Source organism: Pseudomonas abieticivorans, assembly GCF_023509015.1.
In the GTDB taxonomy this organism is placed as follows: Bacteria; Pseudomonadota; Gammaproteobacteria; order Pseudomonadales; family Pseudomonadaceae; genus Aquipseudomonas; species Aquipseudomonas abieticivorans.
In genome coordinates this window covers 4634066-4661008 of sequence record NZ_CP094975.1, presented here as the reverse complement: position 1 = coordinate 4661008, position 26943 = coordinate 4634066, and the positions used below count along the sequence as shown (strand labels likewise).

Here is a 26943-nt window from a genome sequence, read left to right as displayed (position 1 = left end):
AAAAACAATCAGGGAAAATCGTCATGACCGCAGTGCGCATCGCCCTTATCGGCGCTGGCGTCATGGGCCGCCAACACGCCCAGTACATCCAGCAACTGCCCGAAACCACCCTGGTCGCCATTGCCGACCCGTTCACCCAGGCATTGGCCACCGATTACGGCGTGCCGGCGTTCACCGATCATCGGCAGATGCTTGAGCATATCCGCCCAGACGCGGTAATCATCGCCAACCCCAATCACTTGCACGTCAGCACCGCCACCGATTGCCTGCAGGCAGGCATCCCTACCCTGCTGGAAAAACCCGTGGCCACGTCCCTGGCCGAAGCCTTTGAGTTGGTCGCCGTGGAACAGCGCACCGGCGTGCCGCTGCTGATCGGCCATCACCGTCGGCACAACCCCATCGTCACCCGCGCCAAGTCGATCATCGACTCCGGCGCCCTGGGCCGGCTGACCACCGTCACTGCTCTGTGGCAAGTGCGCAAGGACGATGCCTATTTCGATGTGGCCTGGCGCCGCGAACCCGGTGCCGGCGTGCTGTTGATCAACCTGATCCACGACCTGGACCTGCTGCGCCACCTGTGCGGCGAGGTCGGCCAAGTGCAAGCCATCACCAGCCATGGCGCCCGGCAGTTGGCCGTGGAAGACAGTGCCGCGCTGTTGTTGCAATTTGCCAATGGCGCATTGGGTACGCTGACCGGTTCCGACGCCACCGTCGCGCCCTGGGGCTGGGACCAGAATTCCGGGGAGAACCCCAGCGTGTTCGCCCAGCAAGCCGATCAATCCTGCTACCTGCTGGCGGGTACCGAGGGCTCGCTGAGCATTCCACAGCTCAAGCTGTGGCGCTACGGCGAGCAACAGGGCTGGCATCACCCGCTGCTGTGCCAACAACACGCGCCGGCCGACAGCCTGGCCATGCACAACCAACTGCGCCATCTGGTGCAACTGGCCCGCGGCGAATGTGCCCCCCTCGTCAGCGCTGCGGATGCCGCTAAAACCCTGGCCTTGGTAGAGGCTGCGCAACGGGCTGCCCGCGACGGATTTGCAGCGCAGCCTGCTGCAGAATAAGATTCCACGATTCAACTCTATTCCCAGTTCTTGCCCAACAAGGACTGGCACGGCGGAACCTGTTTATGAGCAATGCACTGGAACGCGGCCTGAACGCACTCGAACTGCTGGCCGGGAAAACCGCTGGCCTGCCTCTGCAACAGGTGGCGCAAACCTTGGGCCTGGCCCCCAGCGCCACCCACCGCATGCTCACCTGCCTGGTGGAACAGGGCTACGTGCGCCAGGACCCGCTATACGGCAATTACATCCTGGCCCTGAAAGTTATTTCCATCGCCCTCAAGCATTTGTCCCACACCGGATTGGTCGATTTGGCGCGGCCGATCCTCGATCACCTGGCGGGCGAGTCCGGTGAACTGGTGCGCCTGGGCATCGTCGACGGCGAGCACTTGGTCTGGGTGTCCAAGGCCCAAGGCACGCGCACCGGCCTGCGCTACGACCCCGACGCCGGCGCCGAAGCCAAGCTGGCCTGCACCGCCTCGGGCCTGGCCTGGCTGAGTTGCCTGAGCAACGAGCAAGCGCTGGAATTGGTGTACCGCCAAGGCCTGCCGAAACCCGGCGAATACGGCCCCAACGCCCCCATGACCATCGACGACCTGCTGGCCCGCCTGCAACGCGCCCGCCAACTGGGCTACGCCTGTGTCGACGAAACCTTCGAAGCCGGCGCCTCGGCCATGGCCACCGCCATTTACCACCCTGGCCACACTGTGCCTGCCGGCATCATCAGCATCGCCGGGCCCAACGTGCGCCTCACCCAGGCGCGCATGGACGAACTGGTGCCCGCCCTGCTGGGCGCCGCCAAGGAACTGGCCGGCACCGACATCGGCAGCGTGCCCAAGCTGTCGACCATGACGGCGACGGCGATCTAACCGACTCAGCGGACCCCATCCGTGAAACCCGTTGCCGTGCATCAGCCAGTGCGCGGCTGTCTTTTCGCGGATAAATCCACTCCTACTCGTCATTGCACAATCTGCCCCATACGCCGCTGCACAATCCTGTAGGAGCGGATTTATCCGCGAAGAACACAACGCGGTGCATCAGCCAGTGTGCGGCGGGCTTTTCGCGGATGAATCCGTTCCTGAAGATTCAATCACGGAACAAAATTTATTATTGGAATGTAATTCCAATAATGTTAATTTCACCGTCGCAACCCCTAACAATAAAAAGACGGGAGACTCGTCATGCCCCACTCCGCTCGCGTGGACGTCAGTACGTTCCTCGATTCAAGGCCCATGGGTCGCCGGCAATGGCTGGTGGTGCTGCTGGGCTTTATCGTCTTGGCCTTCGACGGCTTCGATACCACCTCCATCGGCTTCGTCGCCCCGGCGCTGATCGACGATTGGGGGGTGGCCCGCCACGACCTGGGGCCGGTGATGATGAGCAGCCTGTTTGGGCTGGCCACCGGCTCCATGGTCGCAGGCCCTTTGGCCGATCGCTTCGGGCGCAAGTGGGTGATCATCGGCTCTGTATTCTTTTTCGGCGTGTGGAGCCTGGCCTCGGCCTACGCCACCGGCATCGCCAGCCTGACCGTATTACGCTTCCTGACCGGCGTGGGCCTGGGTGCATCGATGCCCAACACCGCGACCCTGGTGTCCGAGTACGGCCCCAAACGCCGACGCTCGCAGGTGGTCACCGGCATTTACTGCGGCTTCACCATTGGTGCGGCCTTGGGCGGGCTGGGCAGTGAGTACCTGATCCAACATTTTGGCTGGCGCTCGGTGCTGGTGGCCGGCGGGGTGCTGCCCATGGCATTTGCCGCGTTGTTGCTGCTCACGCTGCCCGAGTCGATCAACTTCCTGGCGCAAAAGCCGGCGCTCAAGCACAAGTTGCTGCAGGCCATCAACAAGGTCGCACCGGGCCTGGCCAACGCCTCGACGGTGTTCTACAGCTCGGAAGAAAAACTGCAGGCGCGTAACTCGGTCGGCGCCCTGTTCGCCCCGCAGTATCGCCTGGGTACCTTGATGATCTGGGTCACGCTGTTCATGGGCCTGCTGACCATGTACCTGCTGGCAAGCTGGTTGCCGCTGCTCAGCCGCGACGCCGGCCTGAGCCTGTCCCAGGCCGCCATCATCGGCTCCTTGCTGCAGGCCGGCGGGGTGCTGGGCAACTTCACCATCGGCATCAAGATGGACCGCTGGGACCACCATAAAGTGGTCGGCTTGACCCTGTTGGGCGGCGCCATCAGCGCCGTGCTGATCGCCCTGCAACAACCGACCATGCAGGTGCTCTGCCCGCTGATCGTGCTGCTGGGCTACTTCATTAACGGCGTGAACACCGGCAGCTACGCCTTGGCCACCCAGTTCTATCCCACCCAGATCCGCGCCACGGGCGTGAGCTGGGCCACCGGCATGGGCCGCTTCGGCGCCATCAGCGGTGCCGGGGTGGGGGCGTTGATGCTCGCGGCCAACTGGAGCTTCGCCCAGGTTTTCCTGTTCCTCACCGTGCCCGCAGCCTTGGGCATCACCGCCTTGGTGATCAAGAGCCGCCAACACCGCACGCACCTGAACATCACTGCCGTACGTTGACCCTTGCGCGGGGCCTGCCCGCCCCGCTTTTTTTTCGGAGCCCCCCCCTATGCCTACCTACGCCCTCGCCCAACTCACGGCCCTGGCCTGCAACCCCGCGCAGATGGTCGACCTGGCCGCCCGCACCGGCTACGACCAGGCCGGCGTGCGCCTGCTGCCCGTCGCCCCCGGCGCCGTGGCCTACAACCTGATGGACGACCCGGCCCTGTTGCGCGAAACACTGGCGCGCATGGACGACACCGGCGTGAAAATTTTCGACCTGGAGCTGATCCGCATCGGCGAAGGCTTTGACGTGGAGCGCTACCTGCCGTTCTTCGAAGTCGGTGCAAGGCTAGGCGCCCAAGCGGTGCTGGTGGCCGGAGACGACCCGGACCACGCCCGCATGGTCGACCATTACGCCGCCCTGTGCGATGCCATGCAGCCCTATGGCCTGAGCGCAGACCTGGAATTCATGCCTTGGACCGCCGTGCGCGACCTGGATACGGCCCTGCACATCGTTAATGCCGCCGATCGGCCTAACGGCGGCATCCTGGTCGACGCCCTGCACTTTGACCGCTCCAACAGCCGCATTGAGCAACTGGCCGATATCCCTGCCCACTGGCTGCACTACGCCCAGATCTGCGACGGCCCAGCGCAACGGCCCACCACTAATGAAGGCTTGATCAAGGCGGCGCGCAGCGAGCGGCTGTTGCCTGGGGAAGGCGCGATCGACCTCAAGCGTTTGTGGCAAGCGCTGCCACAGGATTTGCCCGTGAGCGTGGAGATCCCCCATGACGTGCGGGTGGCGCAGATGGGCGTGGAGGCCTGGGCACGGGCGGCGTTGGTGGCGGCCAAGGGGCAGGTTGAATACCTTTAGGATCGAAGACTAGGTTTGCAGTACCCGCCGAGACGTTTTTGGCCTGACCCTGATCACAGGTCACGTAGTAGTTGCCGCAGGCGTCGAGCACGCCCGCTCAAAAACCAGTAAAGTCTCGCCATTACTTTCATCCAGGCATCTGAACGCCTTGGAGGCTGCTTGGCTACAAACATCATCACCCGCAAAGGCCACGAAGACCTGAAGTCGGAGCTCGACCACCTGTGGCGGGTGTACCGCCCGGAAATTACCCAAAAGGTGGCCTGGGCCGCCTCCCTGGGTGACCGCAGCGAGAACGCCGACTACCAGTACAACAAGAAGCTGCTGCGCGAGATTGATCGGCGCGTGCGTTACCTGCGCAAGCGCCTGGAAGACGTGAAGGTAGTGGACTATTCGCCGCAGCAGGAAGGCCGGGTGTTTTTCGGGGCCTGGGTGGAAATTGAAAACGACGACGCCCAGAGCAAGACCTTTCGCATCGTGGGCTATGACGAGATCTACGGTCGCAATGACTACATCTCCATCGACTCGCCCATGGCCCGTGCCTTGTTGAAGAAAGAGGAAGGTGACGAGGTGGTGGTGCAAACGCCCAGTGGCGAGGCGACCTGGTACATCAATCGAATTACCTATTCGCAGATCACCTAAGAACGTGCAGCCCACACTGGACCGCTTTTTGCTAGCAATTTAACCAAAACAGCTAGCAAGGTTACCCATGATCGCCACCACCCACCGCGGCCTGCTCTGCACCCCACACCCCGACGCCAGCGCCGCAGGCCTGCGGATATTGGACGCCGGCGGCACGGCCATCGATGCCATGATCGCCGCCAGCGCCGCCCTCACGGCGGTGTACCCGCACATGACCGGCATTGGCGGCGATGCCCTGTGGTTGCTCCATGACAGCCAGGTGCGCACCATCGTGGGGATCGGCCAGGCCGGGCAACGCCTACCCGGCAGCCAACGGATCGGCTTGCGCGGGCCATCGAGCGTCGCCACCACCGCCGGCGCCATGGCCAGTTGGGCCACGGCGCGGCGCATCAGCGAACACGAATGGGGCTCGCCCCTGGCGCTCAACCACCTGCTTGAAGACGCCGAGTACCTGGCCAGGACCGGAGTGGCCATCTCGGCCTCGCAACTGTTCTGGCAAGGCCACCGCCACGCCCTGATCGATACCCTGCCCGACCTGCACGCGCTGTGCAAAACCGATGGTCGCTGGCTCGAACACGGCGACACGCTCAAGCAACCCGCCCTGGCCAACACGCTGCAGCACCTGGGCCGCCACGGCCTTGAGGACTTCTACAGCGGCGAACTGGCCCATGCCTTTGCCGAGCATTTCCAGGCACTGGACTGCGGCCTTACCCTGCAAGACCTGAAGGACACCCGCGCGCCCATGGTAGCGCCGCTGTCGATCCGCTACCGTCAGGGCCACCTGTTCAACGTCGCCCCGCCCTGCCAGGGGCTGTACACCCTGCAAGCGATGAACGCCCTGAACACTATTGACCTCAACGCCCTGGGCAACGGCAGCGCCGCCTATTACCACCACCTGGTGGAAGCCATCAAACAAGGCCTGCTGAGCCGCAACGCCGAGCTGCACGACCCGCGTTTCAGCGACTGGAACTACGCCGCCCGGCTCAATACCCCCATCGCCATCGACCCCGACCACGCGGCGCCCTGGAACGAGCCAGGCCGCCCTGCCGACACCGCCTGGATGGCCGCCACCGACGCGCAGGGCCGCACCGCCTGCCTGATCCAGAGCCTATTCCACGACTTCGGCTCCGGCTGCGTGATGGGCGACACCGGGGTGCTCTGGCAAAACCGCGCCGCAGGCTTCAATGCAAGCCCCAGCCACCCCAACGCCTGGGCGCCGGGCAAGCGGCCGGCGCACACGCTCAACCCTTCGTGCTACCTGGCCGACAACGGCCGCCAGTGGTTTTTCGGCACTCAAGGCGGTGACGGCCAGCCGCAAACGCAAATGGTGCTCGCCACCCAGTTGATCGACTTTGACCAGCCCATCGACCAGGCCCTGCGTCAGCCACGCTTCCTGCTGGGCCGCAGTTTCTTCGATGGCAGCGACAACCTGAAACTTGAAGCCGACATCGGCCAGGCCGTGATCGATGGCTTGGCCCACAAAGGCCATGACGTCGAAACCATCGCACCACTGAACCCGTTTACCGGACAGGCGGGCGCGATCAGCATCCAGCCCGACGGCCTGCGCCACGCGCTGCACGACCCGCGTGGCGAAGGTTGCGCCCTGGCACAAGTGGATTAATCGCAACCTTTGCCCATTACGCGGCCGGGGCGGATAATGCCCCCCGTTCGCTCCGCCCTGCCGCCGCCATAGAGGAAAAGATGGGCTCCACTACCGTCACCGCCAAGCAACTCGAAGTCCAGCGCATCGTCGATGTGCTGTCCAAGGCTATCGCCCAACATCGCCTGCGGCCTGGCACCCGGCTCATCGAAGCGCAGATCGTCGAGACCCTGCACGCCAACCGCAATCACGTGCAGGTGGCACTGCAGCGGTTGGCCATGCAGCGCATCGTCACCATCGAACCCAACCGTGGCGCCATGGTGTCGCAGCCCTCTGCCCTTGAGGCGCGCGAAGTGTTCGCCGCGCGCCGCGCCATCGAGCGGGCGATCGTGGAATGCATCACCCCGGCCATGATGCACAAGCACCGCGAGCGCGTGGGCCAACACCTGACCTGCGAGCGCCACGCCACCAACGCCACCGACCGACGCGAGATCGTGCGCCAGCTCAGCGAGTTTCACCTGATGTTGGGAGAGCTGTGCGGTAACCGCGTGCTCAGTGAAATCCTCGACAACCTGATGGTGCGCAGTTCCTTGATCGTGGCCCTGTACCAACGCAACGACGTGCCCTCGTGCGCTTCCGACGAACACCAGCAGATCATCACCGCGCTTGAGGCCGGCGACCAGGCCAAGGCCGTGGCGGTGATGCTGGAGCACCTTGATGAGCTTGAAAACCAACTGGCCCTGGACGAACAGGACGCCCCCGAGGTAAAACCTCAAGGAGGCCCTGGCTGGACTCTAAGCGCGCAACAAGCGCGCTGCCGGGCGCTCGAACGTCTGCCGCCCGGCCTTGAACCCCAGGCGCGGCGCGCGAATGCCCGCCACTACCGCCGCCGCATCGGGCGCATCGAACACCATGAAATCGGCGTGGCAGCCCACCTCCAGGCCGTACCCCTTGAGCCGCAACACCTTCGCGGCCTGGTGGGACACCCAGCCCATGCAGCGTAGCAACTCAGCCTCGGTGCCCAATTGGCTGACGTTGGCGAACAAGTTGGCCTGGCGCACCAACGAGGCATCGCCATAGGGCGTGAACGGGTTGCCGATGTTGTTGCTCGACACCGAGCAGGTCACCCCGCACGCGTGCAGGTGATTGAGCGGTGCCAGCCCGCGCGGCTTCAGTTCGAAAGTCTCGCGCCCGGTGAGAAACAGATCGGTGGCCGGCAGGCAGGTCACCTGCACGCCGGCTTTGGCCAAGGACAGGCCAACGTCCAACAGCTCATCGAGCGGCAAGGCCGACAGCTTGGTGGCATGGCCGATGGTCACGCGGCCACCCCAGCCGTAGTGCTCGGTGCAGCGGATCACTTGCTGCACGGTCATGCCGTGGGGGTTCAAGTCAAAATCCAGGTGCAAGTCCAGGTCGCAGTCGTAGAGCGCGGCCAGCTCAAACAGCCGGCGGATCTGCGCGGCCGGGTCGCGGTCCATGTACGGGCAGCCGCCCAGCACCGTGGCGCCCTGCTCCAGGGCCAAGCACAGCAGGGCCTCGGTGCCAGGGTTGTCGAGCAGGCCTTCTTGCGGGAACACGCAGATTTCCAGGGTGACAGCCCAGGCGTAATCGGCCTGCAAGCGGCGGATGGCGTTAAAGCCGACCAAGCCGATCTGCGGGTCCAGCTCCACATGGGTGCGCATGTGCGTGGTGCCCTGCACGATGGCCATGTCCAGCACTTGGGCGCCGCGTTGGTAGACGTCGGCTTCGGTGAAATCAGCCTTGGCCTGGCGGGTCTGGGCGATGGCTTCGGCCAGGGTGCCGGCCTGCAAGTGGCAGCGGTGCAGGATGCAGGCCTTGTCCAGGTGGATATGGGTTTCCACCAGCCCCGGCAGCACCAGGCCACCGGCCAGGTCCAGGGTGTCGAAGGCCACGCCTTCACTGAACGAGGCGACGAACACGCCGTCCTCGATCAGCAACTCGCCCTGCACGGCATTGATCAGTTTCAGTGCCTTCATGCCACGGCCCCTTCACCCAGGTAGGCGGCTTCCAGTGCCGGGTCGTCGCGCAGTTCGGCGGCGGTGCCGGCCTTGACGATGCGGCCGTTTTCCAAGACGTAGGCACGGTCAGCCACCTGCAACGCCAGGTTGGCCATCTGGTCCACCAGCAGCAATGTCACACCTTCATCGCGCAGGCCGGCCAGGGCGTCATAAAGCTCGCCAATCATGGCTGGCGACAAGCCCAGGGTGGGTTCATCCAACAACAGGATCTGCGGCTTGGCCATCAGCCCACGGCCCACCGCGACCATCTGCTGCTCGCCGCCCGACAACAACCCAGCGGGGTTGTCGATACGCTCACGCAGGCGCGGGAAGCGCCGTAAAATCGCTTCGATCTCGGCGTCTTCATCAAACGCTTCACGCCGCGAATAACCGCCCAACCGCAGGTTGTCACGCACGCTCAACTGGCCGAACACCTGGCGCCCTTCCGGTACCAGCGCCAGGCCCAAGGCGGCGATCTGGCTGGCATCGCACTGGGCGATTTCGCGGTCGTCCAGCAGGATGCTGCCACTGCGAGCCCGATGCAGCCCGGCCAGGCACTGCAGGATGCTCGACTTGCCCGCGCCGTTGGCACCGAGGATGGCCACCAGTTCGCCTGGGTTGACCACCAGGTCCACGCCCTCCACCACGGGTGCCGCGCCGTAATCGATGGTCAGCTGCTTAATGAACAACCGCGCGTCACGGCTGCCATCCCAAGCCTGCTGGCGTGGCGTGGCTTGATAGTCGACGCCGCCCAGGTAGGCGGCGATAACTTTGTCATCGGCCCGCACCGTGGCCGGCTCGCCCCAGGCAATGGGCTTGCCGGCGTCCAGCACCAGCAAGCGCTCGGACACGGCCATCACCAACGGCATGTCGTGCTCCACCAAAATGACCGCCAGGCCATAGCCGGCCAGTTGCCGGAACAACCCGGCCAGGCGATCGGTGTCGGCACGACCCAATCCGGCAGCGGGTTCGTCGAGCAGCAAAACGGCAGGGCGACACGCCAGCGCCCGGGCAATTTCCACCAGGCGGCGGTCCACGTGGGGCAACTCGTCGGCCAGCAGGTTGACCGACCCGCGGTAGCCCACCAGGGCCAGCAGGTCCAGGGCCAGTTCACGCCGGTCACTGCCGGCCACCTTGAACGGCGAGCCCAGGTGGCCGCCCTGCATGGCCACTAACACATTGTCCAGCACCGACAGTTCGCCAAACAGCTGGGTGGTCTGGTAAGTGCGGCCAATGCCCGCGCGGGCGATCTGCCAAGGCGCCAGGCCAGCCAAGGGGCGACCCAAATCGATGCGGCCCTGGTCTGGCGTGTAGTAGCCGCTGATCAAGTTGAGCACCGTGCTCTTACCGGCGCCATTGGGGCCGATGATGCTGGTGATGCTGCCCGCTGGCGCATCGAAACTCACCCCTTGGGCGGCTTGCACGCCGCCAAAGCGGATGCCGATATCCTGCACCTTGAGGCCCGCACCTTGCCCGCACTGGGTAAAGAAGCCCGCCAGGCGCAGCGCATCCGCGGCCGCTGGCGGGCACACCGTCGGCGGCTTGATCCAGCGTCGCGCCAGCGCACCCAGTACGCCTTTGGGCGCCACCCACAGCACCACCAACAGCAGCGCCGAGAAAATCAGCAAGCGGTACTCGGCAAAGTTGGAGAGCATTTCCGGTAACAGCACAATCAACAGCGCGCCCAGCAACGGGCCGAACAGCATCCCGCTGCCCCCCACAATCACCGCCAATACAAACAGGATCGACTGGCTGAACGGGAAAGACTCGGGGTTGATGAACATCATCAGCGGCGCCACCAACGCGCCGGCAAGCCCGGTCAGCGCCGCCGACAAGGCAAATGCCAGGGTCTTGGTGTGCATGGGGTTGAAGCCCAGCGAGCGCGCGGCGATCTCGGTGGATTTGACTGCCTGCATCGCCAACCCCCAACCGCTGCCGCGCAAGCGCAGGTAAAACGCCAGGGCCGCGACCATCAACGCAGTGGCCATCAGCGCCAGCGCAATAGAGGGGTCCAGGTTGCCGAACATCGGCATCGGTATACCCATCAGCCCGTTCGAGCCGCCGGTCACCTCGCGCCACTCGATCAAGCTGTGGTGCACCACGAAGGCAAAGGCGATAGTGATCATCGCCAGGTACGGCCCCTTCACGCGCAACGCCGGGATCGCCAGCAACCCGCCAACCAACCCGTTGCCCAGCGCCGCCACCAGCATGGCCACGCCCAGCGGCCAACCGGCCAGGGTCAGCAACGCCGACAGATAAGCACCCAATGCGTAAAAGGCGATGTGCCCGAACGAGATCTGCCCGCTCAAGCCAATCAGGATATTGAGCCCCACGCCCACCACGGTGGCCAGGGCGCACAGGGTAAATACCAGCAGCGAATAGCTGTCGAGCACGAAGGCTGCGACCCCGCAGGTCACCCCCAATGCCAGCAAAGCCACGGGGGCGATAATTGCGCTTGCCGCTCTCATACTTTCACCAAGGTCTTTTGGCCGAACAGGCCGTCAGGGCGGATCGCCAACACCACAATCACCAGTGCAAACGTGAAGATCTGGGTGAAGGCCGACCCGAAGTACAAGGTGATCAACGCTTCCACCAGGCCGAACAGCAACCCGGCCGCGAAAACTCCGCCAGCGCTGGCAATGCCGCCCAGGATCGCCACGGCGAAGGCTTTGAGGCCAAACAACGTGCCCATGTCGGCGTTCACGCTGAACAGCGGCGCGATCAGCAAACCGGCCACCGCGGCGAACACCGTCGACAAGGCAAAGGCCACCGCCACCACCCGCTTCACGCGGATGCCCATCAGCATCGCCGCACGCGGGTTTTGCACGCAGGCTTCCAGCACCTTGCCCAGGCGCGTGTAGCGGCGCACCAGGTACAGCGCCAGGGCCACCGCCGCCCCCACCAGCGGGATCAGTACTTGCAACAGGCCAATGTGCGAGCCCAGCAGGTCGAAGCTCTGGTTGGCCAGCGCGCTGGTGAACTGGCGCGGCTCCTTGCCGAAGGTAAACAGCACCGCATTGTCGATCAGGATGCCGCCCGCCACGGTCGCCAGCAGCCAGGCTTGGGAGCCACGTTCATGGAAAGGCCGCACCAAAAAGCGCTCGATCACCAAGCCATACACCGCGGCCAGGGCCAAGGTGGCGGGCAAGGCCAACCACCACGGCCAGCCCCAGCTGACGCTGAAGCTGTAGCCCAGCACGGCGCCCACCATCATGGCGCTGCCCTGGGCAAAGTTGACCGTGCGCGACACCACGAAGGTGATGTGAAACCCCAGGGCCAGCAGCGCGTACATGCTGCCCAGGCCCAGGCCGGAAAGGAGAGTGGCGGTGAACATGGCGAAGTCCTCAGGGCGCGATCGGGACGATCTGATCGCCCACGAAGTGGCTGAACACGTAGTCATTGGCGCCTAGCGCATCGTGCTTGTCGGCACTGAATGGCTGGCGATAGTCCTTGATCAGCCCGGCGTAATCGGTAATGCCATAGAAGCCGTCACGCACGGCCGGCCCGTCGGTGTTGCCGGCCTTGGCAATGGCCAGGGCGGCCAAGTGCAAGGCGTCGTAGGCATTGGCGATGCCCACGGCCGGGGTCACGTCGGCCAGGCTTTTGACTTCCGGATAGCGGGCTTTCAGCGCGTTGAGCACGGCATCGCCACGGGGCGAGTTGTGGTCGGTGAACACGAAGGTCTGGATAAAGTGCACGCGCCCGGCATTGGGCCCGGCCAGTTCACCAAAGCGACCACCCGCCGGGCCCCAGTGCGACACCACCGGCACGTTCCAACCCATGCGGTCCAATGACTTGACCACCTGGGCGGAGGGGCCGACGTTGCCAACCATCAACAGCGAGTCGGCGCCGGCTTCTTTCAGGCGGGTCAATTGCGGCACGACGTCCAGGTCACTGTCCTGGATACGCTCGACACCGGCGTTGGCCAGGCCGCGTTTTTCCAAGGCGCGCTTGAAGCCTGCTTCGTTGGACTCACCCCACGGGTTGTTGATCAGGATCAGCCCCGGCTTTTTCATGCCCTGGGTGCGCACGCCATAGTCCACCAGCGCCTCGTCCACCCACTCGTCCACCGCCGACACGCGGAACACGTAATTGTCCTTGGCGCCGTTCTCGGTGATCTTGGTGCCCGCCGCCCAGATGCCCATGAACGGCACTTTCAACTGGTTGGCCAAGGGCACGATGGCCAGCGACACCGGCGTGTCCAACCCGCCGAACAACACGGTGACCTTTTCGCGCTGCACCAGTTCACGGGCGGCCAGCATGCCCTTTGACGGGTTGCTTTCGTCGTCACGGCGCACCAGTTCCAACGGCCGGCCCAGCACGCCACCGGCGGCGTTCACCTCGTCGATGGCGATGCTCAAGCCACGGGTCAGCGCTTCGCCCGACTTGGCCGACTGCCCGGACAGCGCCGCCACCAGGCCGACCTTGATCGGCTCCACGGCTTGCGCGGCCTGGCCCAGCACCAGGTTGAATGCCATCGCGAGGGCCGCGCTGGACAACAGTCGTTTGAACGGGGCATGCAGTGAAGACATATTCTTTTCTCCTGATTGCTAGCGTTTGTACGGTATTTGCTAGCAAACTGGATGCCACATGGTAAAAGCCCGTATTGATTGGGCAAAACCAGCGGCGATTAAACCTCCACGCACAGAAGCTGGGCGTTGCGCACCAGATTCACGCACCCTCTACAGGAGTACACCGATGACCACCGACAACCCCGCCGTACAGATTGTTAGCAATTTTCTGGAAGCGTCCATGGCTCCCGACCCGGTGCGCGCGGCCACCTTCATGGCGGCCGACGTGCGCATCACCTTCACTGGCGGGCGCGCCATGCCCGACCCGCAAACCATCACCGCCTTCAACGGTGCGCGCTACGCGTGGGTGAAAAAGGCGCTGGGCAATTTCGACTGGATGGACCGTGGTGATCACACCGTGGTGTATTCCAACGGCACCTTGTTCGGGCAATGGCTGGACGGCCGCAGCTTCAGCGGCAACCGCTACCTGGACCGGTTCGAAGTGCGCGATGGCAAGATCACGCACATGGACGTGTGGAATGACAGCGCGGAGTGGATGCTGGAGCCGGGGGTTGCAAAGCCCTGAGCGATGCCGATGCCCGCCACGGTAGCAACTGTCTGTTAGAGGTGCATTGGCCTCTCGATTCGCGACCAAGGTCGCTCCCACACCATTCGCCGCAGCTATTGAAGTAGGCAAGCGGGCCGCTTTGCGTCATTGAGCAAACAGCCGCGAAAAATGTGGGAGCGACCTTGGTCGCGAATATCAACCGCCAGGCGGTGGAGGCTTGAGCACCCTCACCGCATCACACCGCTCAAGGCTTGATGTTCTTCAACTCATTCAACAAGCCCAACAACTGCTGCATCTTTTCTTCGCCAAACTGCTGCTGAATCTTCAGGTAGTTGCGCTCCATACCCTCGCTCATGGCCACGAAACTCTGCTGGCCCTTTTCCGTCAACGCCACGAACACCCGGCGCTGGTCCTGCGGTGCCTTCCAGCGGCGTACCAGGCCGTCGCGCTCCAGGCGGCCGAGCACGCCGGTCATGCTGGGCTTGAGGATGCAGGCCTGCTGCGCCAACTGGTGGCTTTCCAATTCACCTTGCTGGCGCAGGATGCGGATCACCCGCCATTGCTGTTCGGTGAGGTCGTGCTCGTTGAGCGCCGGGCGGAAGAACGCCATGGTCGCCTCGCGGGCTTGCAGCAGCGTCAGGGTCAGGGAAGGTCTGGGGATGGCCATGGTTCACGCATAAAAAGGACAAGTCGGCAGCTTAGAGTCGCAGGCCCGGCGGTGCAAGGCGCCCCCGCCAAAAAATATTAATTCATTAACAAAAATCACAAAAGCAGCAAATAGCACTTCACGATAAAAAAGATAATATGTTAACAATATAAATAGCCCTCCCCAGAGAGGTCCCCGATCCCAACAAAAACAACAAGGAATCGCCCCATGCACCTGCGCCTTCGCACAGCGGCCACGGCTGGCCTGTGCTCCGTGCTTGCCCCGCTGACCGCCCACGCCGACTTCATCCAGGACAGCAAGGCCAGCCTTGAGCTGCGCAATTTCTACATGAACCGCGATTTTCGCCAAACCAATGCCCCGCAGAACATGGCCGACGAATGGGCACAGGGTTTTATCCTGCGCATGGAGTCGGGCTACACAGAGGGGCTGGTCGGGTTCGGCGCCGATGCCCTGGGCGAGTTGGGGGTCAAGCTGGACTCCAGCCGCGATCACCGCGGCACCGGCCTGCTGCCCTACGGCGCCAGCCAGGAGCCGGTAGACAGTTACAGCGAGCTGGGCCTGACCGCCAAGGCGCGCGTGTCCAAAACGGTGCTGAAGGTGGGCACTTTGCTGCCGCAACTGCCGGTGGCCGCTTACAACGACGTGCGCCTGCTGCCATCCACCTATACCGGCGGCCTGGTCACTTCCCAGGACATCGAGCACCTGACGCTGAATGTCGGCCGGCTGACCCGGCAAAACCTGCGCGACTCCTCCAGCAACGACGACATGAGCTATTCAGGCGTCAACAGTAACCACTTGGATTTGGCCGGCGGCACCTACGCGATCAGCCCGCAACTGGCCGCCACCTACTACTACGCGCGCATGCAGGATATTTACCGCCAGCAGTTCGTTGGCCTGGTACACGACCTGCCGCTGGGCGAAGGCCTGGGCCTGCGCAGCGACCTGCGCTACTTCGATACGCGCGAGCAAGGCGACCACGACCTGCGCTCGGCCAGCCGGGTGGATGGTGGCAAAATCGACAACCGCTTTTTCAACGGCATGCTCACCCTGAGCGCCGGCGCGCACAAATTTGGCCTGGGCTACCAGAACCTCTCGGGCGACGGCGACTTCGCCTACCCGGGCCTGGACCCGTATTCGGTCAACCTGGTCACGGTCAACGTTTTCACCAAGGCTCAAACCGACGCCTGGCAGGCGCGCTACGACTACAACTTTGCCGCCCTGGGCATCCCCGGCCTGACCTTCATGACCCGCTACGTGGACGGTAATCACGTGCACACCGCCACGGTGACGAACGGCCGCGAATGGGAGCGCGACACCGACCTTGCCTACACCGTGCAAAGCGGCCCGCTGAAGAACGTCAACGTACGCCTGCGCAACGCCACCTTTCGCTCCAGCAACGGGCTGACCAGCGACATCGACGAAACCCGGGTGATCATCGGCTACACGCTGGCCCTGTGGTAACGCCATGGAAAGTACAAGCGGTTCAACCTAAAAGCCATTCTTCGCACCGCGGGCAACCTTGATGATGGCGACAAAGGCACACAATAAGAATCGCCATGACCCTATCAACGCAAACCCGATTGCCGCTGGCGATACTCGCCGGGCGTCATCTGTGCGTAGCGCTGGAAGAACCGGCTGAAATAGGCCGGGTCCTTGAACCCCAGCGCAAAACAGATCTCGTTGGCCGAACTGCCGGTGAACAACAACAGCCGCTTGGCCTCCTGCATCAGGCGCTCCAGGATCAGCCGCTTGGACGGCAGGTCTGCGATGCGTCGGCACACGTCGTTGAGCCGCGCTTCGGTCACGCCGATGCCATCGGCGTAACGCGACAACGGCCAGTGCTGCAGGTAGTGCGCCTCGATCAGTTCATTGAAGCGATGGAAGATTTTCAAGTCTTCGTGCCGCGCCGGCCGCGCCGGCAGGGAGTTGGCGCACAGGCGCAGCAGACGGGTCATGATCAACCGCGTCAAGCTGTCCAGCGCCGCGCCACGGCCAGGCTGGGTGGCAATGATCTCGCCGTTGAGCTCCTCGAACAGGTAATCCAGGCGCGCCGCCTCCCCTTCACCTTCCGCGCCCAACGGCGTCAACGCCACGCAGGCCGCTGGCAACTGCGGGCCCGGTGCCAGGCTTGGGTCGGCGTCGATCAATTGCCACACCAGTTGCTGGCGCACCGTCAGCACATGGCCGTCGGCGTCGGCCTCGGTCACGAACGCGTGGGGAATGGTGGGCGGCGTCAGGAAAAACATCGGCCCACGCTCCACGAACTGCTGGTCGTCCAGGTACACCCGCACCACGCCGGTCTTGACGTAGTGCACCTGGAAAAACCGATCGTGGCGGTGCACCGGCATGTTACGGCCGAAAAACCCCGCCAGGTTGCCCAGGCGGTCGTAATGCACCTCGGCGTCGCTGTAGCGCTGGTCGTAAACCTGGCCAATGTTGATGTTGGGGATCGGCTGGCGATCACTCATCACGGCGTACTCATTGTTGTTATTGGAAGGGTGCTTCGGCACCCGGGTCGATTGTGCCACGCTTGACGATCGTTAATATATTAATTATAAACGTTAACACATTAACAATTACCCGCAGGGGCTCCGTACCCTGCCCTGCCAGGAGAAAAGCATGAGCCGTGCCCTGCATGACACTGCGACCGGCACCCTGTTCGGCGTTGCGCTGAACTACCAGGGGCTGTTGCAACAACGCCTAGCCGAGTTCGAACAGGCGCCTTACAAGCAGCCGCCGGTCAAGCCCGTGCTGTTCATCAAGACCCCCAACACTCGCAACGTGCACGGTGGCGCCGTGGTGTACCCGCGCGGCGTCGAACACCTGCAACCTGGCCCTGCCCTGGGTGTGGTGATCGGCAAGAGCGCCAGCCGCGTCAGCGCCAGCGAGGCGCTGGACTACGTGGCCGGCTACACCATTGTCAACGAATTCAGCCTGCCGGAAGACAGCTACTACCGCCCCGCCGTCAAAGCCAAGTGCCGTGACGGCTTCTGCGCCCTGGGCCCGGAACTGGTGCCCGTCGAGCAGATCAAGGACCCGCACCAGTTGACCCTCAAGTTGCTGGTGAACGGTGAAGTGCGCCAGCAAAACACCACGGCCAACTTCGTGCGCGGCATCCCCCAACTGATCGCCGAAATCAGCGAGTTCATGACCCTGCACGCCGGCGACGTGCTGATCACCGGCACCCCCGAAGGCCGCGTCGACGTGCAGCCAGGCGACACCGTGGACGTTGAAATCACCGGCCTCGGCCGCCTCACCAACACGATTGTGGCCGAGTAAAGGAGCTGTCATGAAACACGCCCGTATCCGTTTTGAAGGCCGCGATCATGCGGTCACCGTAGAGGCCGACAACGCCGTGCGCCTGGCCGACGGCCGCCTGCTGGCCGAAGACCAGGTGCAGTGGCTGCCACCGGCCACCGGCAGCATGTTCGCCCTGGGCCTGAACTACGCCGACCACGCCGCCGAGCTCGCCTTTGCGCCGCCTACTGAACCACTGGCCTTCGTCAAGTCGCCCGGCACCTACACCGGCCATCACCAAATCACCTGGCGCCCGGACAACGTCGCGTACATGCACTACGAGTGCGAACTGGTGGCCGTGATCGGCAAGCCGGCCCGCAACGTCAAGCGCGAAAACGCCCTGGAATACCTGGCCGGCTACACCGTGTGCAACGACTACGCAATCCGCGATTACCTGGAGAACTACTACCGCCCCAACCTGCGCGTGAAAAACCGTGACGCCACCACCCCGGTCGGCCCCTGGATCGTCGACGTGGCCGACGTGCCCGACGCCTCCAACCTCAAGCTGCGCACCTGGATCAACGGTGAGCTGCGCCAGGAAGGCAGCACCGCCGACATGATTTTCGATATCCCCTACCTGATCGAATACCTGTCCAGCTTCATGACCCTGCAACCGGGCGACATGATCGCCACCGGCACGCCCGAAGGCCTGGCCGACGTCGTGCCCGGCGATGAAGTGGTGGTGGAGGTGGAAGGCGTGGGTCGCCTGGTCAACCGAATTGTCAGCGAAGCCGAGTACTTCGCATCCCGCAAAGAGGCGCAAACTGCATGATCAAGCACTGGATCAACGGCCGTGAGGTCGAAAGCAAAGACGTGTTCGTCAACTACAACCCGGCCACCGGCGAGGCCATCGGCGAGGTCGCCAGCGGTGGCGCCGAAGAGGTCGCCCAGGCGGTCGCGGCCGCCAAGGAAGCCTTCCCCAAATGGGCCGGCACCCCGGCCAAGGAGCGCGCCAAACTGATGCGCAAGCTGGGCGAGCTGATCGAACAGAACGTACCGCACCTGGCCGAACTCGAAACCCTGGACACCGGCCTGCCCATCCACCAGACCAAGAACGTGTTGATCCCGCGTGCCTCGCACAACTTCGATTTTTTTGCCGAAGTGTGCACGCGCATGGACGGCCACAGCTACCCGGTCGACGACCAGATGCTCAACTACACGCTGTACCAGCCGGTGGGCGTGTGTGGCCTGGTGTCGCCGTGGAACGTGCCGTTCATGACCGCCACCTGGAAGACCGCGCCGTGCCTGGCGCTGGGCAACACAGCGGTGCTGAAGATGAGCGAGCTGTCGCCGCTGACCGCCAACGAACTGGGCCGCCTGGCGGTTGAAGCGGGCATCCCCAACGGCGTGCTGAACGTGATCCAGGGCTACGGCGCCACGGCCGGGGATGCGCTGGTGCGCCACCCCGACGTGCGGGCGATTTCCTTTACCGGCGGCACCGCCACCGGCAAAAAGATCATGCAAACGGCCGGCCTTAAAAAGTACTCCATGGAGCTGGGCGGCAAGTCGCCGGTGCTGATCTTTGAAGACGCGGACCTTGAGCGTGCACTGGACGCCGCGCTGTTCACCATTTTCTCGCTCAACGGCGAACGCTGCACCGCGGGTAGCCGTATTTTCATTCAGGAAAGCGTGTACCCGCAGTTCGTCGCCCAGTTTGCGGCGCGGGCCAAGCGCCTGATCGTGGGCGACCCGCAAGACCCGAAAACCCAAGTCGGCTCGATGATCACCCAGGCCCACTACGACAAGGTCACCGGCTACATCAAGATCGGCATCGAGGAAGGCGCCACCCTGCTGGCTGGCGGCCTGGAACGCCCGGCCAACCTGCCGGCGCACCTGGCTCGCGGGCAGTTCATCCAGCCCACGGTATTCGCCGACGTGAACAACAACATGCGCATCGCCCAGGAAGAAATCTTCGGCCCGGTGGTGTGCCTGATCCCGTTCAAGGACGAGGCCGAGGCACTGAAGTTGGCCAACGAAACCGAGTACGGCCTGGCTTCGTACATCTGGACCCAGGACATCGGCAAGGCCCATCGCCTGGCTTATGGCATTGAAGCGGGGATGGTGTTCATCAACAGCCAGAACGTGCGCGACCTGCGCCAGCCGTTCGGCGGCGTGAAGGGCTCCGGCACCGGCCGTGAAGGCGGCCAGTACAGCTTCGAGGTGTTCGCCGAAATCAAGAACGTGTGTATTTCTATGGGCAGCCACCACATCCCGCGCTGGGGCGTGTAACCGACCGCGCCCTGTGTGGGAGCATGGCTTGCCAGCGATGAGGCCCACCAGGCGCCGTCGCAAGCAAGCTTGGCTCCCACCAAGCCAGCCGCCACTGAACCACAACAACAATACTTTCAGGAGTTCCACCATGGGCGAAGTCGTCCTCGCTGCCAAGATCTGCCACGTACCCTCCATGTACCTGTCCGAGCTGCCCGGCAAGCACCACGGCTGCCGTGAAGCAGCCATCGCCGGCCACAAGGAAATCGGCCGCCGCGCGCGCGAACTGGGCGCCGACACCGCCGTGGTGTTCGACGTGCACTGGCTGGTCAACAGTGGCTACCACGTCAACTGTGGCGAGCATTTCAAGGGCATCTACACCAGCAACGAGCTGCCGCATTTCATCAAGGACATGGCCTACGAGTACCCGGGCAACCCAGGCCTGGGCGAGCTGATCGCCGCTGAAGCGGTCGAGGCCGGCGTGCGCACCATGGCCCACAACATCCCAAGCCTTGAGCTTGAATACGGCACCCTGGTGCCCATGCGCTACATGCACATGGGCACGCCAGACAACGAAAAACTCAAGGTCATTTCCATCGCCGCCTGGTGCGCCTGGCACCGCCTTGAAGACAGCTTCGCCTTCGGCGCCGCGGTGCGTCGGGCCATCGAGAAAAGCGACCACAAGGTCTTGGTGCTGGCCTCAGGTTCCCTGTCGCACCGTTTCTCGGACGACCGCAACGCCGAAGCCAACATCCACAACTGGACCCGCGAGTTCGACAAACAGGTCGACCTGCACGTGGTCCAGCTGTGGCGCGAAGGCCGCTTCAAGGAGTTTTGCGCGATGTTGCCGGACTACGCCGAACACTGCTTTGGCGAGGGCAAGATGCACGACACCGCCATGCTGCTGGGCCTGCTCGGCGGCCCCGACTACAACAAGCCGGCCGAAATCATCACCGAACCCTTCGGCAGCTCTGGCACCGGCCAGATCAATGCCATCTTCCCGCTCTGAGCCGAGGCGACCATGCCGCACTTTATCGCCGAGTACACCAACAACCTCGAAGCCCAAGCCGACTTGCCCGGCCTGTTTGAAAAGGTCCACGCCAACCTGGGCGCCAGCGGCGTGTTCCCGCTGGGCGGCATTCGCAGCCGTGGCGTGCGCCTGGACACCTGGCGCATGGCCGACGGCAAGCATGACTACGCCTTCGTGCACATGACCCTCAAGGTCGGCAGCGGGCGTGACCTGGCTACCCGAGAACAGGTAGCCCAAGCGCTTTTCGAAGTCATCACCGAACACTTTGCGCCGTTGCAGGCCCAGCGGCTGCTGGCGATCTCGTTCGAGATGACCGAGCTGCACCCACAACTCAACTTCAAACAGAACAACGTGCACGCGTTTCTAAAAAACCAGGCGGGCTGACACCGCCCGACCACCCACGGCCTCTCACACAAAAAGTACAACATCATGAGCACAGCCAGCACCGCCCACGGCGCCCTCGCGGCGACCAGTGACCGTACCCATTCGCTGATCACCTGGCGGCTGATGCCGCTGTTGCTGATCTGCTACCTGTTCGCCCACCTGGACCGCATCAACATCGGCTTTGCCAAGATGCAGATGAGTTCGGACCTGCACTTTAGTGACACCGTGTACGGCTTCGGCGCCGGGTTGTTTTTCGTCGCCTACGCGCTGTTCGGCGTGCCCAGCAACATGGCCCTGGACCGCGTCGGCCCACGGCGCTGGATCGCCACGCTGATGATCGTCTGGGGCGTGCTGTCCACCAGCATGCTGTGGATAGAAAGCGCCAGCGGGTTCTACACCTTGCGCTTTTTGCTCGGCGTGGCCGAGGCCGGGTTTTTCCCTGGCATCCTGGTGTTTCTCAACCGCTGGTACCCCGCCCGCCGCCGCGCCCAGGTCACCGCGCTGTTTGCCATTGCCGTGCCCATGGCCGGCGTGGTGGGCGGCCCGTTGTCGGGGGGCATCCTGCAGATGTTCCATGACTTTGGCGGCCTGCGCGGCTGGCAGTGGATGTTCCTGATTGAAGGCGCACCGGTGGTGCTGCTGGGCTTGGTGGTGCTCAAGGCACTGCCCGATAGCTTCGAAAGCGTGAACTGGCTCAGCGGCGAGCAGAAGCAGCAACTGCGCGAGCAGATGGCCAGCGAAGAGCAACGCAAGTCGATCACCACCTTTGGCGCAATTCTGCGCGATGCACAGGTGTGGCTGCTGGTGGCGGTGTATTTCGCGGTGATGCTGGCGGTCAACACCCTGGCGTTCTGGATGCCCACGCTGATCCACGGTGCCGGCATTGGCAGCGATGGCCAGGTTGGCTTGCTCAGCGCGGTGCCATACCTGGCCGGCTGCGTGTTCATGATTGCCTGCGGGCGCTCTTCGGATCGCCAGCGTGAACGTCGCTGGCACCTGTGCGTGCCATTGCTGATGTCGGCCGTGGGCATCGCCCTGGCCGGCATCGCCCCGGCCAACGCCACATTGGTGCTCGGCGGCCTGGTCATCGCCGGGATGGGTGCCAGCGCGGCCTTGCCGATGTTCTGGCAACTGCCGCCGGCCTTCCTGTCCAACGGCACCCAGGCCGCCGGCATCGCGTTGATCAGCTCCTTTGGCAGCATCGCCTCATTCCTGGCGCCCTACCTGATTGGCTGGATGCGCGACACCACCCACAGCGCCAGCCTGGCACTGTACGTACTGGCCTTGTTTATCGCCCTGGGCGGCCTGCTGGTGCTGCGCACCCGGGCAGCCATCGTCAACCCACAGTAAGAGACTTAGCCCATGCTCGACCACGACCTGATTCTGCAAGCCGCCGCCCACCTGGACCGCGCCGAACGCTCGCGCGAACAGGTGCGCCAGTTCTCGCTGCAATACCCGGACATCACCATTGAGGATGCCTACGCCATCCAGCGCGCCTGGGTGGCGCAAAAGATCAAGGACGGGCGCAAGCTGGTCGGCCACAAGATCGGCCTGACCTCACGCGCCATGCAGGTGTCCTCCAACATCACCGAGCCGGACTACGGCGCGCTGCTGGACGACATGTTCTTTGACGAGGGCACCGACATCCCCTTCAACCGCTTCATCGTGCCACGGGTGGAAGTCGAGCTGGCGTTCATCCTCGGCAAACCACTGAAGGGCCCCAACGTGACCGTGTTCGACGTGCTCGACGCCACCGAGTGGGTGATCCCGGCGCTGGAAATCATTGATGCGCGCATTCAGCAGGTAGACCCGCACACCCAGGCCACCCGCAAGGTGTTCGACACCATCAGCGACAACGCCGCCAATGCCGGCGTGGTCATGGGCGGGCGCGCCGTGCGCCCTACCGAGATCGACCTGCGCAAGGTGCCGGCAGTGCTCTACCGCAATGGCGTGATCGAGGAGTCCGGGGTGTCGGCCGCCGTGCTTAACCACCCGGCCAAGGGCGTGGCGTGGCTGGCCAACAAACTGGCGCCCTATGACGTGACGCTGCAACCAGGGCAAATCATCCTGAGCGGCTCGTTTACCCGGCCGGTGGCGGCCAACCCGGGCGATACCTTCCATGTAGATTACGACATGCTCGGTTCCATCGCCTGCCGCTTCGTCTAACCACCGTCTCGTCGTGCGAGGAGCCTTTCATGCTAATCAATACCTTCAAGCAACGCCTTAAATCCGGCCAGCCGCAGATCGGCCTCTGGCTCGGCCTGGCCAACCCCTACTGCGCGGAACTGGCCGCCAACGCCGGTTTCGACTGGCTGCTGATCGACGGCGAGCACGCCCCCAACGACCTGCGCAGCCTGCTCGGCCAGCTCCAGGCCGTGGCGCCCTACGCCAGCCAACCGGTGATCCGCCCGGTGATCGGCGACACTGCGCTGATCAAGCAGGTGCTGGACATCGGCGTGCAAACCCTGCTGGTGCCCATGGTCGAAACCGCCGAGCAGGCCAGCCAACTGGTACGCGCCACCCGTTACCCGCCAAACGGCGTCCGCGGCGTGGGCAGCGCCTTGGCCCGCGCCTCGCGCTGGAACACCGTGCCCGGTTACCTCGACCAGGCCGATGAACAGATGTGCCTGCTGGTGCAAATCGAAAACCGCGAAGGCCTGGCCAACCTCGATGCCATCGCCGCCGTGGAAGGCGTGGACGGCATCTTCATCGGCCCGGCCGACCTCAGCGCCGCCATGGGCCAGCGCGGCAACCCCGGCCACCCGGAGGTACAGGCGGCCATCGAGGATGCCATCGTGCGCATTCAAAAAGCCGGCAAGGCGGCGGGTATTCTCAGTGCCGACGAGGCGCTCGCACGGCGCTACCTGGAACTGGGGGCGGCCTTCGTCGCCGTGGGCGTGGACACCACGGTGCTGATGCGTGGCTTGCAAGGCCTGGCAGGCAAGTTCAAGGACGTGCAGCCTGTGGCGAGTGGACCGCAGGTGTACTGAGTTCGCCACTGGCAACCTCGGACAAATTCAACGGCACGCAAGATCAAGACACCCACCGCCCGGAAGGCCCTTAATATCGACATTGAAGTCGAGTTGCTTCTCCACCTTCCGGGCTGCCCCATGATTACCATCGAAACTCCCACGTATTACACGGCCACCAAAAAATACAACCTGGCCTTCCCCACCCTCGAAGACGACATTAACGCTGACGTGGTAGTGATCGGCGGCGGCTTTTCCGGCATCAACACCGCGCTTGAGCTGGCCGAGAAAGGCATCACCAACATCGTCGTGCTGGAAGCGCGCTACCTGGGCTTTGGTGGCACTGGCCGCAACGGCGGGCAGATCATGGCCGGCATCGGCCACGACCTGGAAAAAATCAAAAGCAGCGTCGGCGAGCACGGCCTGCGCGAGATCTTCGAGATCGCCGAACTGGGGGCCGGCATCATCAAGGACCGCATTGCCAAATACGGCATCGACGCCGATTTTTGCCACGGCTACGGTTACATGGGCTTCAACGCCCGCCAGGCAAACACCCTGCGCGCCTGGGAAAAAGACTTCAAGTCGATCAACACCAAGGATGAGATCCGCTTTCTGGCAGGCAACGAGGTCAAGCAGATCATCGGCTCCGACGCCTACAGCAGTGCCTTGCTGCACATGGGCGGCGGCCACGTGCATTCGCTGAACCTGTTGCTGGGCGAAGCCAAGGCCCTGGCCAGCCACGGCGTGCGCATCTACGAGCACAGCCCGGCACTGGAAGTGCAGTACGGCGACACCATCACCGTGCGTACCGGCCGCGGTTCGGTCAAGGCCGGCAAGTTGCTGTGGGCCTGCGACAGCTTCCTCAACAAGCTGGAACCGGAGCTGCACAAGACCACCGTCAACACCTACGCCTTCCAGATGATGAGCGAGCCACTGTCTGACGAAATGATCCAGCGCATCAGCCCTATCCGCGGTGCCTACAGCGACATCCGCCCGGTGATTGACTACTACCGCGTGACTAACGAAAACCGCCTGCTGTTCGGCGCTGCCACGCCCTTCGTCGAGCACATTCCCAACGACCTGAAAGCCTGGAACCGCCAACTGATGCTGAAGATCTTCCCGTACCTCAAGGACGTGAAGATCGACCTGGCCTGGGGCGGGCCGATGGCCACCGGCGCCAACCTGTTCCCGCAGATCGGCACCCTCAGCGGGCGCCCCAACGCCTTTTACGTTCAGGGCTACGCAGGCTTTGGCGTAACGCCCAGCCATATCATTTGCAAGGTGTTGGCCGAGGGCATGAGCGAAGGCTCGCAGCGCTACAACCTGATCAGCTCGGTCAAGCACGCGCAAATCCTGGGCAAGGACCACATTCGCCCGCTACTGCTGACGGCCGGCAAAAGCCTGCATCAGCTGTCCGGCTACTTCAACGGGCGCCGCTGAGCGCCTGCTTTTCACCCTCAGGAAACCTGCCATGACCCTTACCACGATCAAACAACAGATCCAACTCAACGAACTCGACGCTTGGGGCTCGATAGCAGACCTGGGCTCGGAGGTGCTGGAAGGCGACGTCAAAGTCTTCGGCAAAATGACCTTCGGCGCGCCCACCGACGCGATCAGCAGCGCCTATTTCGGCACCACCGCCGGCAAGTTCCGCATGACCTACCCCTTCAACGAACAGGCCACCGTGGTCACTGGCCAAGTAACCCTGACCGACATCGCCAGCGGCACCACCCACACCTACAAGGTGGGCGACAGCTGGTTCGTGACCAAGGGCACCGAGGTGGTGTGGGACGTGCCGGGTGATGGCTTCGTCAAGCACTACCTCGCCATCGCCTGATCTAGGCGGCTCTTTCCCTTCGCAAGCAAGGCTTGCTCCCACATGGAGTTCACCTTGTGAGAGCAAGCCTCGCTCCAACATGCACCCCACCCTGTGGGAGCAAGCCTTGCTTGCGAAAGCTCGAATGAAACACGCTGCAATGGACTGCATTCCCATCAAGCCGTGAAATTCACTAAATTGTTGTCCTTCAGCATTGAGGACAACGGAATGTCTCTCTCCCAAACCCATCGCCTGCGCATTGGCCGGTTCTCCGAGATCGGCAGGATCTATCTCCTAACGACGCAAACCAAAGACCGAGAACCGGTATTTGCCGATTGGAAACTTGGGCGCCTCGTTATGCAAGAGTTCAAGCGGGAGCAAGAAAGCGGTGCAACCCATTCGCTCGCCTGGGTGATTATTCCCGATCACTTTCATTGGCTTGTCGAACTGAAATCAGGCGATCTGTCTTCTCTGATGCAGCGAGTTAAATCACGGTCCACAATTTTAGTGAACCGGTCATCGGGACGTGCAGGTGGGGTATGGCAAAAACCTTCCATGATCGAGCGATGCGCAAGGAAGAGGACTTGAAGGCGGCCGCAAGGTATATCGTGGCTAATCCCCTGCGGGCCGGGCTGGTGGAACGTTGTGGGGACTATCCGCTTTGGGATGCTGTTTGGCTGTAGAGTCCTTCGCAAGCAAGGCTTGCTCCCACATGAGCTCAATTGGCTATGGAGTTCTTCGCAAGCAAGGCTTGCTCCCACATGAGCTCATTTGGCTGTGGAACTGTTCGCAAG

General features: G+C 63.4%; 24 protein-coding genes and 2 pseudogenes. 20 read left to right on the top strand and 6 right to left on the bottom strand.

Annotation, left to right across the window (positions count from 1 at the left end; genetic code table 11):
* The first annotated feature begins 23 nt into the window (after positions 1-23).
* The 7 genes and pseudogenes from L9B60_RS21350 (at position 24) to L9B60_RS21320 (ending at position 7479) form a co-directional block, all read left to right on the top strand.
* A complete protein-coding gene (locus L9B60_RS21350) occupies positions 24-1064 on the top strand; it encodes a Gfo/Idh/MocA family protein (RefSeq protein ID WP_249672918.1) in 1041 nt (346 codons plus the stop codon).
* A 65-nt stretch (positions 1065-1129) separates the two neighbouring features.
* Positions 1130-1930: an IclR family transcriptional regulator gene (locus L9B60_RS21345; protein ID WP_249672916.1), complete on the top strand. Its 801-nt coding sequence runs from the start codon at positions 1130-1132 to the stop codon at positions 1928-1930.
* Between the two features lie 312 nt (positions 1931-2242).
* Positions 2243-3586, top strand: a complete 1344-nt coding sequence (locus tag L9B60_RS21340) for an MFS transporter (protein ID WP_249672915.1) — start codon at positions 2243-2245, stop codon at positions 3584-3586.
* 49 nt (positions 3587-3635) lie between these two features.
* Positions 3636-4442 (top strand): sugar phosphate isomerase/epimerase family protein, encoded by an 807-nt coding sequence (locus L9B60_RS21335; protein ID WP_249672913.1) that lies wholly within the window; start codon positions 3636-3638, stop codon positions 4440-4442.
* Positions 4443-4601: 159 nt separating this feature from the next.
* A complete protein-coding gene (gene greB, locus L9B60_RS21330) occupies positions 4602-5081 on the top strand; it encodes a transcription elongation factor GreB (protein ID WP_249672911.1) in 480 nt (159 codons plus the stop codon).
* 67 nt (positions 5082-5148) lie between these two features.
* Complete coding sequence (locus tag L9B60_RS21325) at positions 5149-6702, top strand: gamma-glutamyltransferase family protein (RefSeq protein ID WP_249672909.1); 1554 nt, start codon at positions 5149-5151, stop codon at positions 6700-6702.
* Between the two features lie 80 nt (positions 6703-6782).
* Positions 6783-7479 (top strand): annotated as a pseudogene (locus L9B60_RS21320) (GntR family transcriptional regulator).
* Here L9B60_RS21320 and L9B60_RS21315 read toward each other — a convergent pair.
* The 4 genes from L9B60_RS21315 to L9B60_RS21300 are packed head-to-tail and all read right to left on the bottom strand — an operon-like array spanning position 7476 to position 13231.
* Positions 7476-8678: an amidohydrolase family protein gene (locus L9B60_RS21315; RefSeq protein WP_249672907.1), complete on the bottom strand. Its 1203-nt coding sequence runs from the start codon at positions 8676-8678 to the stop codon at positions 7476-7478. The pseudogene L9B60_RS21320 and the gene L9B60_RS21315 overlap by 4 nt on opposite strands.
* A complete protein-coding gene (locus tag L9B60_RS21310; protein ID WP_249672905.1) occupies positions 8675-11167 on the bottom strand; it encodes a branched-chain amino acid ABC transporter ATP-binding protein/permease in 2493 nt (830 codons plus the stop codon). Before L9B60_RS21310 ends, L9B60_RS21315 begins: the two co-directional genes overlap by 4 nt.
* Positions 11164-12033, bottom strand: a complete 870-nt coding sequence (locus L9B60_RS21305) for a branched-chain amino acid ABC transporter permease (protein WP_249672904.1) — start codon at positions 12031-12033, stop codon at positions 11164-11166. The genes L9B60_RS21310 and L9B60_RS21305 overlap by 4 nt, the downstream gene beginning before the upstream one ends.
* A 10-nt stretch (positions 12034-12043) precedes the next feature.
* Positions 12044-13231 carry an ABC transporter substrate-binding protein gene (locus tag L9B60_RS21300; protein ID WP_249672902.1) on the bottom strand — a complete coding sequence of 396 codons (1188 nt, stop codon included), beginning with the start codon at positions 13229-13231 and terminating at the stop codon, positions 12044-12046.
* Between the two features lie 166 nt (positions 13232-13397).
* On the opposite strand from L9B60_RS21300, the gene L9B60_RS21295 reads away from it, so the two are divergent.
* Positions 13398-13796: a nuclear transport factor 2 family protein gene (locus tag L9B60_RS21295; protein WP_249672901.1), complete on the top strand. Its 399-nt coding sequence runs from the start codon at positions 13398-13400 to the stop codon at positions 13794-13796.
* A 226-nt stretch (positions 13797-14022) separates the two neighbouring features.
* Here the strand turns inward: L9B60_RS21295 and hpaR are convergent, their stop codons facing one another.
* Positions 14023-14445 carry a homoprotocatechuate degradation operon regulator HpaR gene (hpaR, locus tag L9B60_RS21290; protein WP_249672900.1) on the bottom strand — a complete coding sequence of 141 codons (423 nt, stop codon included), beginning with the start codon at positions 14443-14445 and terminating at the stop codon, positions 14023-14025.
* A gap of 207 nt (positions 14446-14652) precedes the next feature.
* Here hpaR and L9B60_RS21285 point away from each other — a divergent pair, with 207 nt between their 5' ends.
* Positions 14653-15906, top strand: a complete 1254-nt coding sequence (locus L9B60_RS21285) for an OprD family porin (RefSeq protein ID WP_249672899.1) — start codon at positions 14653-14655, stop codon at positions 15904-15906.
* Between the two features lie 104 nt (positions 15907-16010).
* Here L9B60_RS21285 and hpaA read toward each other — a convergent pair whose 3' ends face one another.
* On the bottom strand, positions 16011-16913 hold the full coding sequence (gene hpaA / locus L9B60_RS21280) for a 4-hydroxyphenylacetate catabolism regulatory protein HpaA (RefSeq protein WP_249672898.1): 903 nt from the start codon (positions 16911-16913) through the stop codon (positions 16011-16013).
* 151 nt (positions 16914-17064) lie between these two features.
* Between hpaA and L9B60_RS21275 the strand changes: the two genes are divergently transcribed.
* The 11 genes and pseudogenes from L9B60_RS21275 to L9B60_RS21225 all read left to right on the top strand — a co-directional run bounded on the left by L9B60_RS21275 (position 17065) and on the right by L9B60_RS21225 (position 26832).
* Positions 17065-17724 (top strand): fumarylacetoacetate hydrolase family protein, encoded by a 660-nt coding sequence (locus tag L9B60_RS21275; RefSeq protein ID WP_249672897.1) that lies wholly within the window; start codon positions 17065-17067, stop codon positions 17722-17724.
* A gap of 10 nt (positions 17725-17734) precedes the next feature.
* Positions 17735-18514, top strand: a complete 780-nt coding sequence (locus tag L9B60_RS21270; RefSeq protein ID WP_249672894.1) for a fumarylacetoacetate hydrolase family protein — start codon at positions 17735-17737, stop codon at positions 18512-18514.
* Entirely contained in the window at positions 18511-19971 is a 1461-nt protein-coding gene (hpaE, locus tag L9B60_RS21265; RefSeq protein ID WP_249672892.1) for a 5-carboxymethyl-2-hydroxymuconate semialdehyde dehydrogenase, read from the top strand. Before L9B60_RS21270 ends, hpaE begins: the two co-directional genes overlap by 4 nt.
* Before the next feature lie 130 nt (positions 19972-20101).
* Positions 20102-20959 carry a 3,4-dihydroxyphenylacetate 2,3-dioxygenase gene (gene hpaD, locus L9B60_RS21260; protein ID WP_249672891.1) on the top strand — a complete coding sequence of 286 codons (858 nt, stop codon included), beginning with the start codon at positions 20102-20104 and terminating at the stop codon, positions 20957-20959.
* Positions 20960-20971: 12 nt separating this feature from the next.
* Positions 20972-21364, top strand: a complete 393-nt coding sequence (locus tag L9B60_RS21255; RefSeq protein ID WP_249672890.1) for a 5-carboxymethyl-2-hydroxymuconate Delta-isomerase — start codon at positions 20972-20974, stop codon at positions 21362-21364.
* 45 nt (positions 21365-21409) lie between these two features.
* Entirely contained in the window at positions 21410-22714 is a 1305-nt protein-coding gene (locus tag L9B60_RS21250) for an MFS transporter (RefSeq protein ID WP_249672889.1), read from the top strand.
* Positions 22715-22726: 12 nt separating this feature from the next.
* The gene (gene hpaH, locus L9B60_RS21245) at positions 22727-23530 is read left to right on the top strand and encodes a 2-oxo-hept-4-ene-1,7-dioate hydratase (protein WP_249672888.1); all 804 of its coding nucleotides are present in this window, start codon (positions 22727-22729) and stop codon (positions 23528-23530) included.
* Positions 23531-23559: 29 nt separating this feature from the next.
* Positions 23560-24354, top strand: coding sequence for a 4-hydroxy-2-oxoheptanedioate aldolase (gene hpaI / locus L9B60_RS21240; protein WP_249672887.1), 795 nt, complete (start codon positions 23560-23562; stop codon positions 24352-24354).
* A gap of 120 nt (positions 24355-24474) precedes the next feature.
* Entirely contained in the window at positions 24475-25773 is a 1299-nt protein-coding gene (locus tag L9B60_RS21235) for an NAD(P)/FAD-dependent oxidoreductase (RefSeq protein WP_249672886.1), read from the top strand.
* Between the two features lie 31 nt (positions 25774-25804).
* The gene (locus L9B60_RS21230; protein WP_249672884.1) at positions 25805-26170 is read left to right on the top strand and encodes a cupin domain-containing protein; all 366 of its coding nucleotides are present in this window, start codon (positions 25805-25807) and stop codon (positions 26168-26170) included.
* 207 nt (positions 26171-26377) lie between these two features.
* Positions 26378-26832 (top strand): annotated as a pseudogene (locus L9B60_RS21225) (REP-associated tyrosine transposase).
* The last annotated feature ends 111 nt before the right edge of the window (positions 26833-26943 follow it).

Excerpts from the sequence above, each read along its gene's own strand:
- L9B60_RS21350 (WP_249672918.1), top strand. The coding sequence starts at position 24 with ATGACCGCAGTGCGCATCGCCCTTATCGGCGCTGGCGTCATGGGCCGC.
- L9B60_RS21345 (WP_249672916.1), top strand. The coding sequence starts at position 1,130 with ATGAGCAATGCACTGGAACGCGGCCTGAACGCACTCGAACTGCTGGCC.
- L9B60_RS21340 (WP_249672915.1), top strand. The coding sequence starts at position 2,243 with ATGCCCCACTCCGCTCGCGTGGACGTCAGTACGTTCCTCGATTCAAGG.
- L9B60_RS21335 (WP_249672913.1), top strand. The coding sequence starts at position 3,636 with ATGCCTACCTACGCCCTCGCCCAACTCACGGCCCTGGCCTGCAACCCC.
- L9B60_RS21325 (WP_249672909.1), top strand. The coding sequence starts at position 5,149 with ATGATCGCCACCACCCACCGCGGCCTGCTCTGCACCCCACACCCCGAC.
- L9B60_RS21315 (WP_249672907.1), bottom strand. The coding sequence starts at position 8,678 with ATGAAGGCACTGAAACTGATCAATGCCGTGCAGGGCGAGTTGCTGATC.
- L9B60_RS21310 (WP_249672905.1), bottom strand. The coding sequence starts at position 11,167 with ATGAGAGCGGCAAGCGCAATTATCGCCCCCGTGGCTTTGCTGGCATTG.
- L9B60_RS21305 (WP_249672904.1), bottom strand. The coding sequence starts at position 12,033 with ATGTTCACCGCCACTCTCCTTTCCGGCCTGGGCCTGGGCAGCATGTAC.
- L9B60_RS21300 (WP_249672902.1), bottom strand. The coding sequence starts at position 13,231 with ATGTCTTCACTGCATGCCCCGTTCAAACGACTGTTGTCCAGCGCGGCC.
- L9B60_RS21295 (WP_249672901.1), top strand. The coding sequence starts at position 13,398 with ATGACCACCGACAACCCCGCCGTACAGATTGTTAGCAATTTTCTGGAA.
- hpaR (WP_249672900.1), bottom strand. The coding sequence starts at position 14,445 with ATGGCCATCCCCAGACCTTCCCTGACCCTGACGCTGCTGCAAGCCCGC.
- L9B60_RS21285 (WP_249672899.1), top strand. The coding sequence starts at position 14,653 with ATGCACCTGCGCCTTCGCACAGCGGCCACGGCTGGCCTGTGCTCCGTG.
- hpaA (WP_249672898.1), bottom strand. The coding sequence starts at position 16,913 with ATGAGTGATCGCCAGCCGATCCCCAACATCAACATTGGCCAGGTTTAC.
- L9B60_RS21275 (WP_249672897.1), top strand. The coding sequence starts at position 17,065 with ATGAGCCGTGCCCTGCATGACACTGCGACCGGCACCCTGTTCGGCGTT.
- L9B60_RS21270 (WP_249672894.1), top strand. The coding sequence starts at position 17,735 with ATGAAACACGCCCGTATCCGTTTTGAAGGCCGCGATCATGCGGTCACC.
- hpaE (WP_249672892.1), top strand. The coding sequence starts at position 18,511 with ATGATCAAGCACTGGATCAACGGCCGTGAGGTCGAAAGCAAAGACGTG.
- hpaD (WP_249672891.1), top strand. The coding sequence starts at position 20,102 with ATGGGCGAAGTCGTCCTCGCTGCCAAGATCTGCCACGTACCCTCCATG.
- L9B60_RS21255 (WP_249672890.1), top strand. The coding sequence starts at position 20,972 with ATGCCGCACTTTATCGCCGAGTACACCAACAACCTCGAAGCCCAAGCC.
- L9B60_RS21250 (WP_249672889.1), top strand. The coding sequence starts at position 21,410 with ATGAGCACAGCCAGCACCGCCCACGGCGCCCTCGCGGCGACCAGTGAC.
- hpaH (WP_249672888.1), top strand. The coding sequence starts at position 22,727 with ATGCTCGACCACGACCTGATTCTGCAAGCCGCCGCCCACCTGGACCGC.
- hpaI (WP_249672887.1), top strand. The coding sequence starts at position 23,560 with ATGCTAATCAATACCTTCAAGCAACGCCTTAAATCCGGCCAGCCGCAG.
- L9B60_RS21235 (WP_249672886.1), top strand. The coding sequence starts at position 24,475 with ATGATTACCATCGAAACTCCCACGTATTACACGGCCACCAAAAAATAC.
- L9B60_RS21230 (WP_249672884.1), top strand. The coding sequence starts at position 25,805 with ATGACCCTTACCACGATCAAACAACAGATCCAACTCAACGAACTCGAC.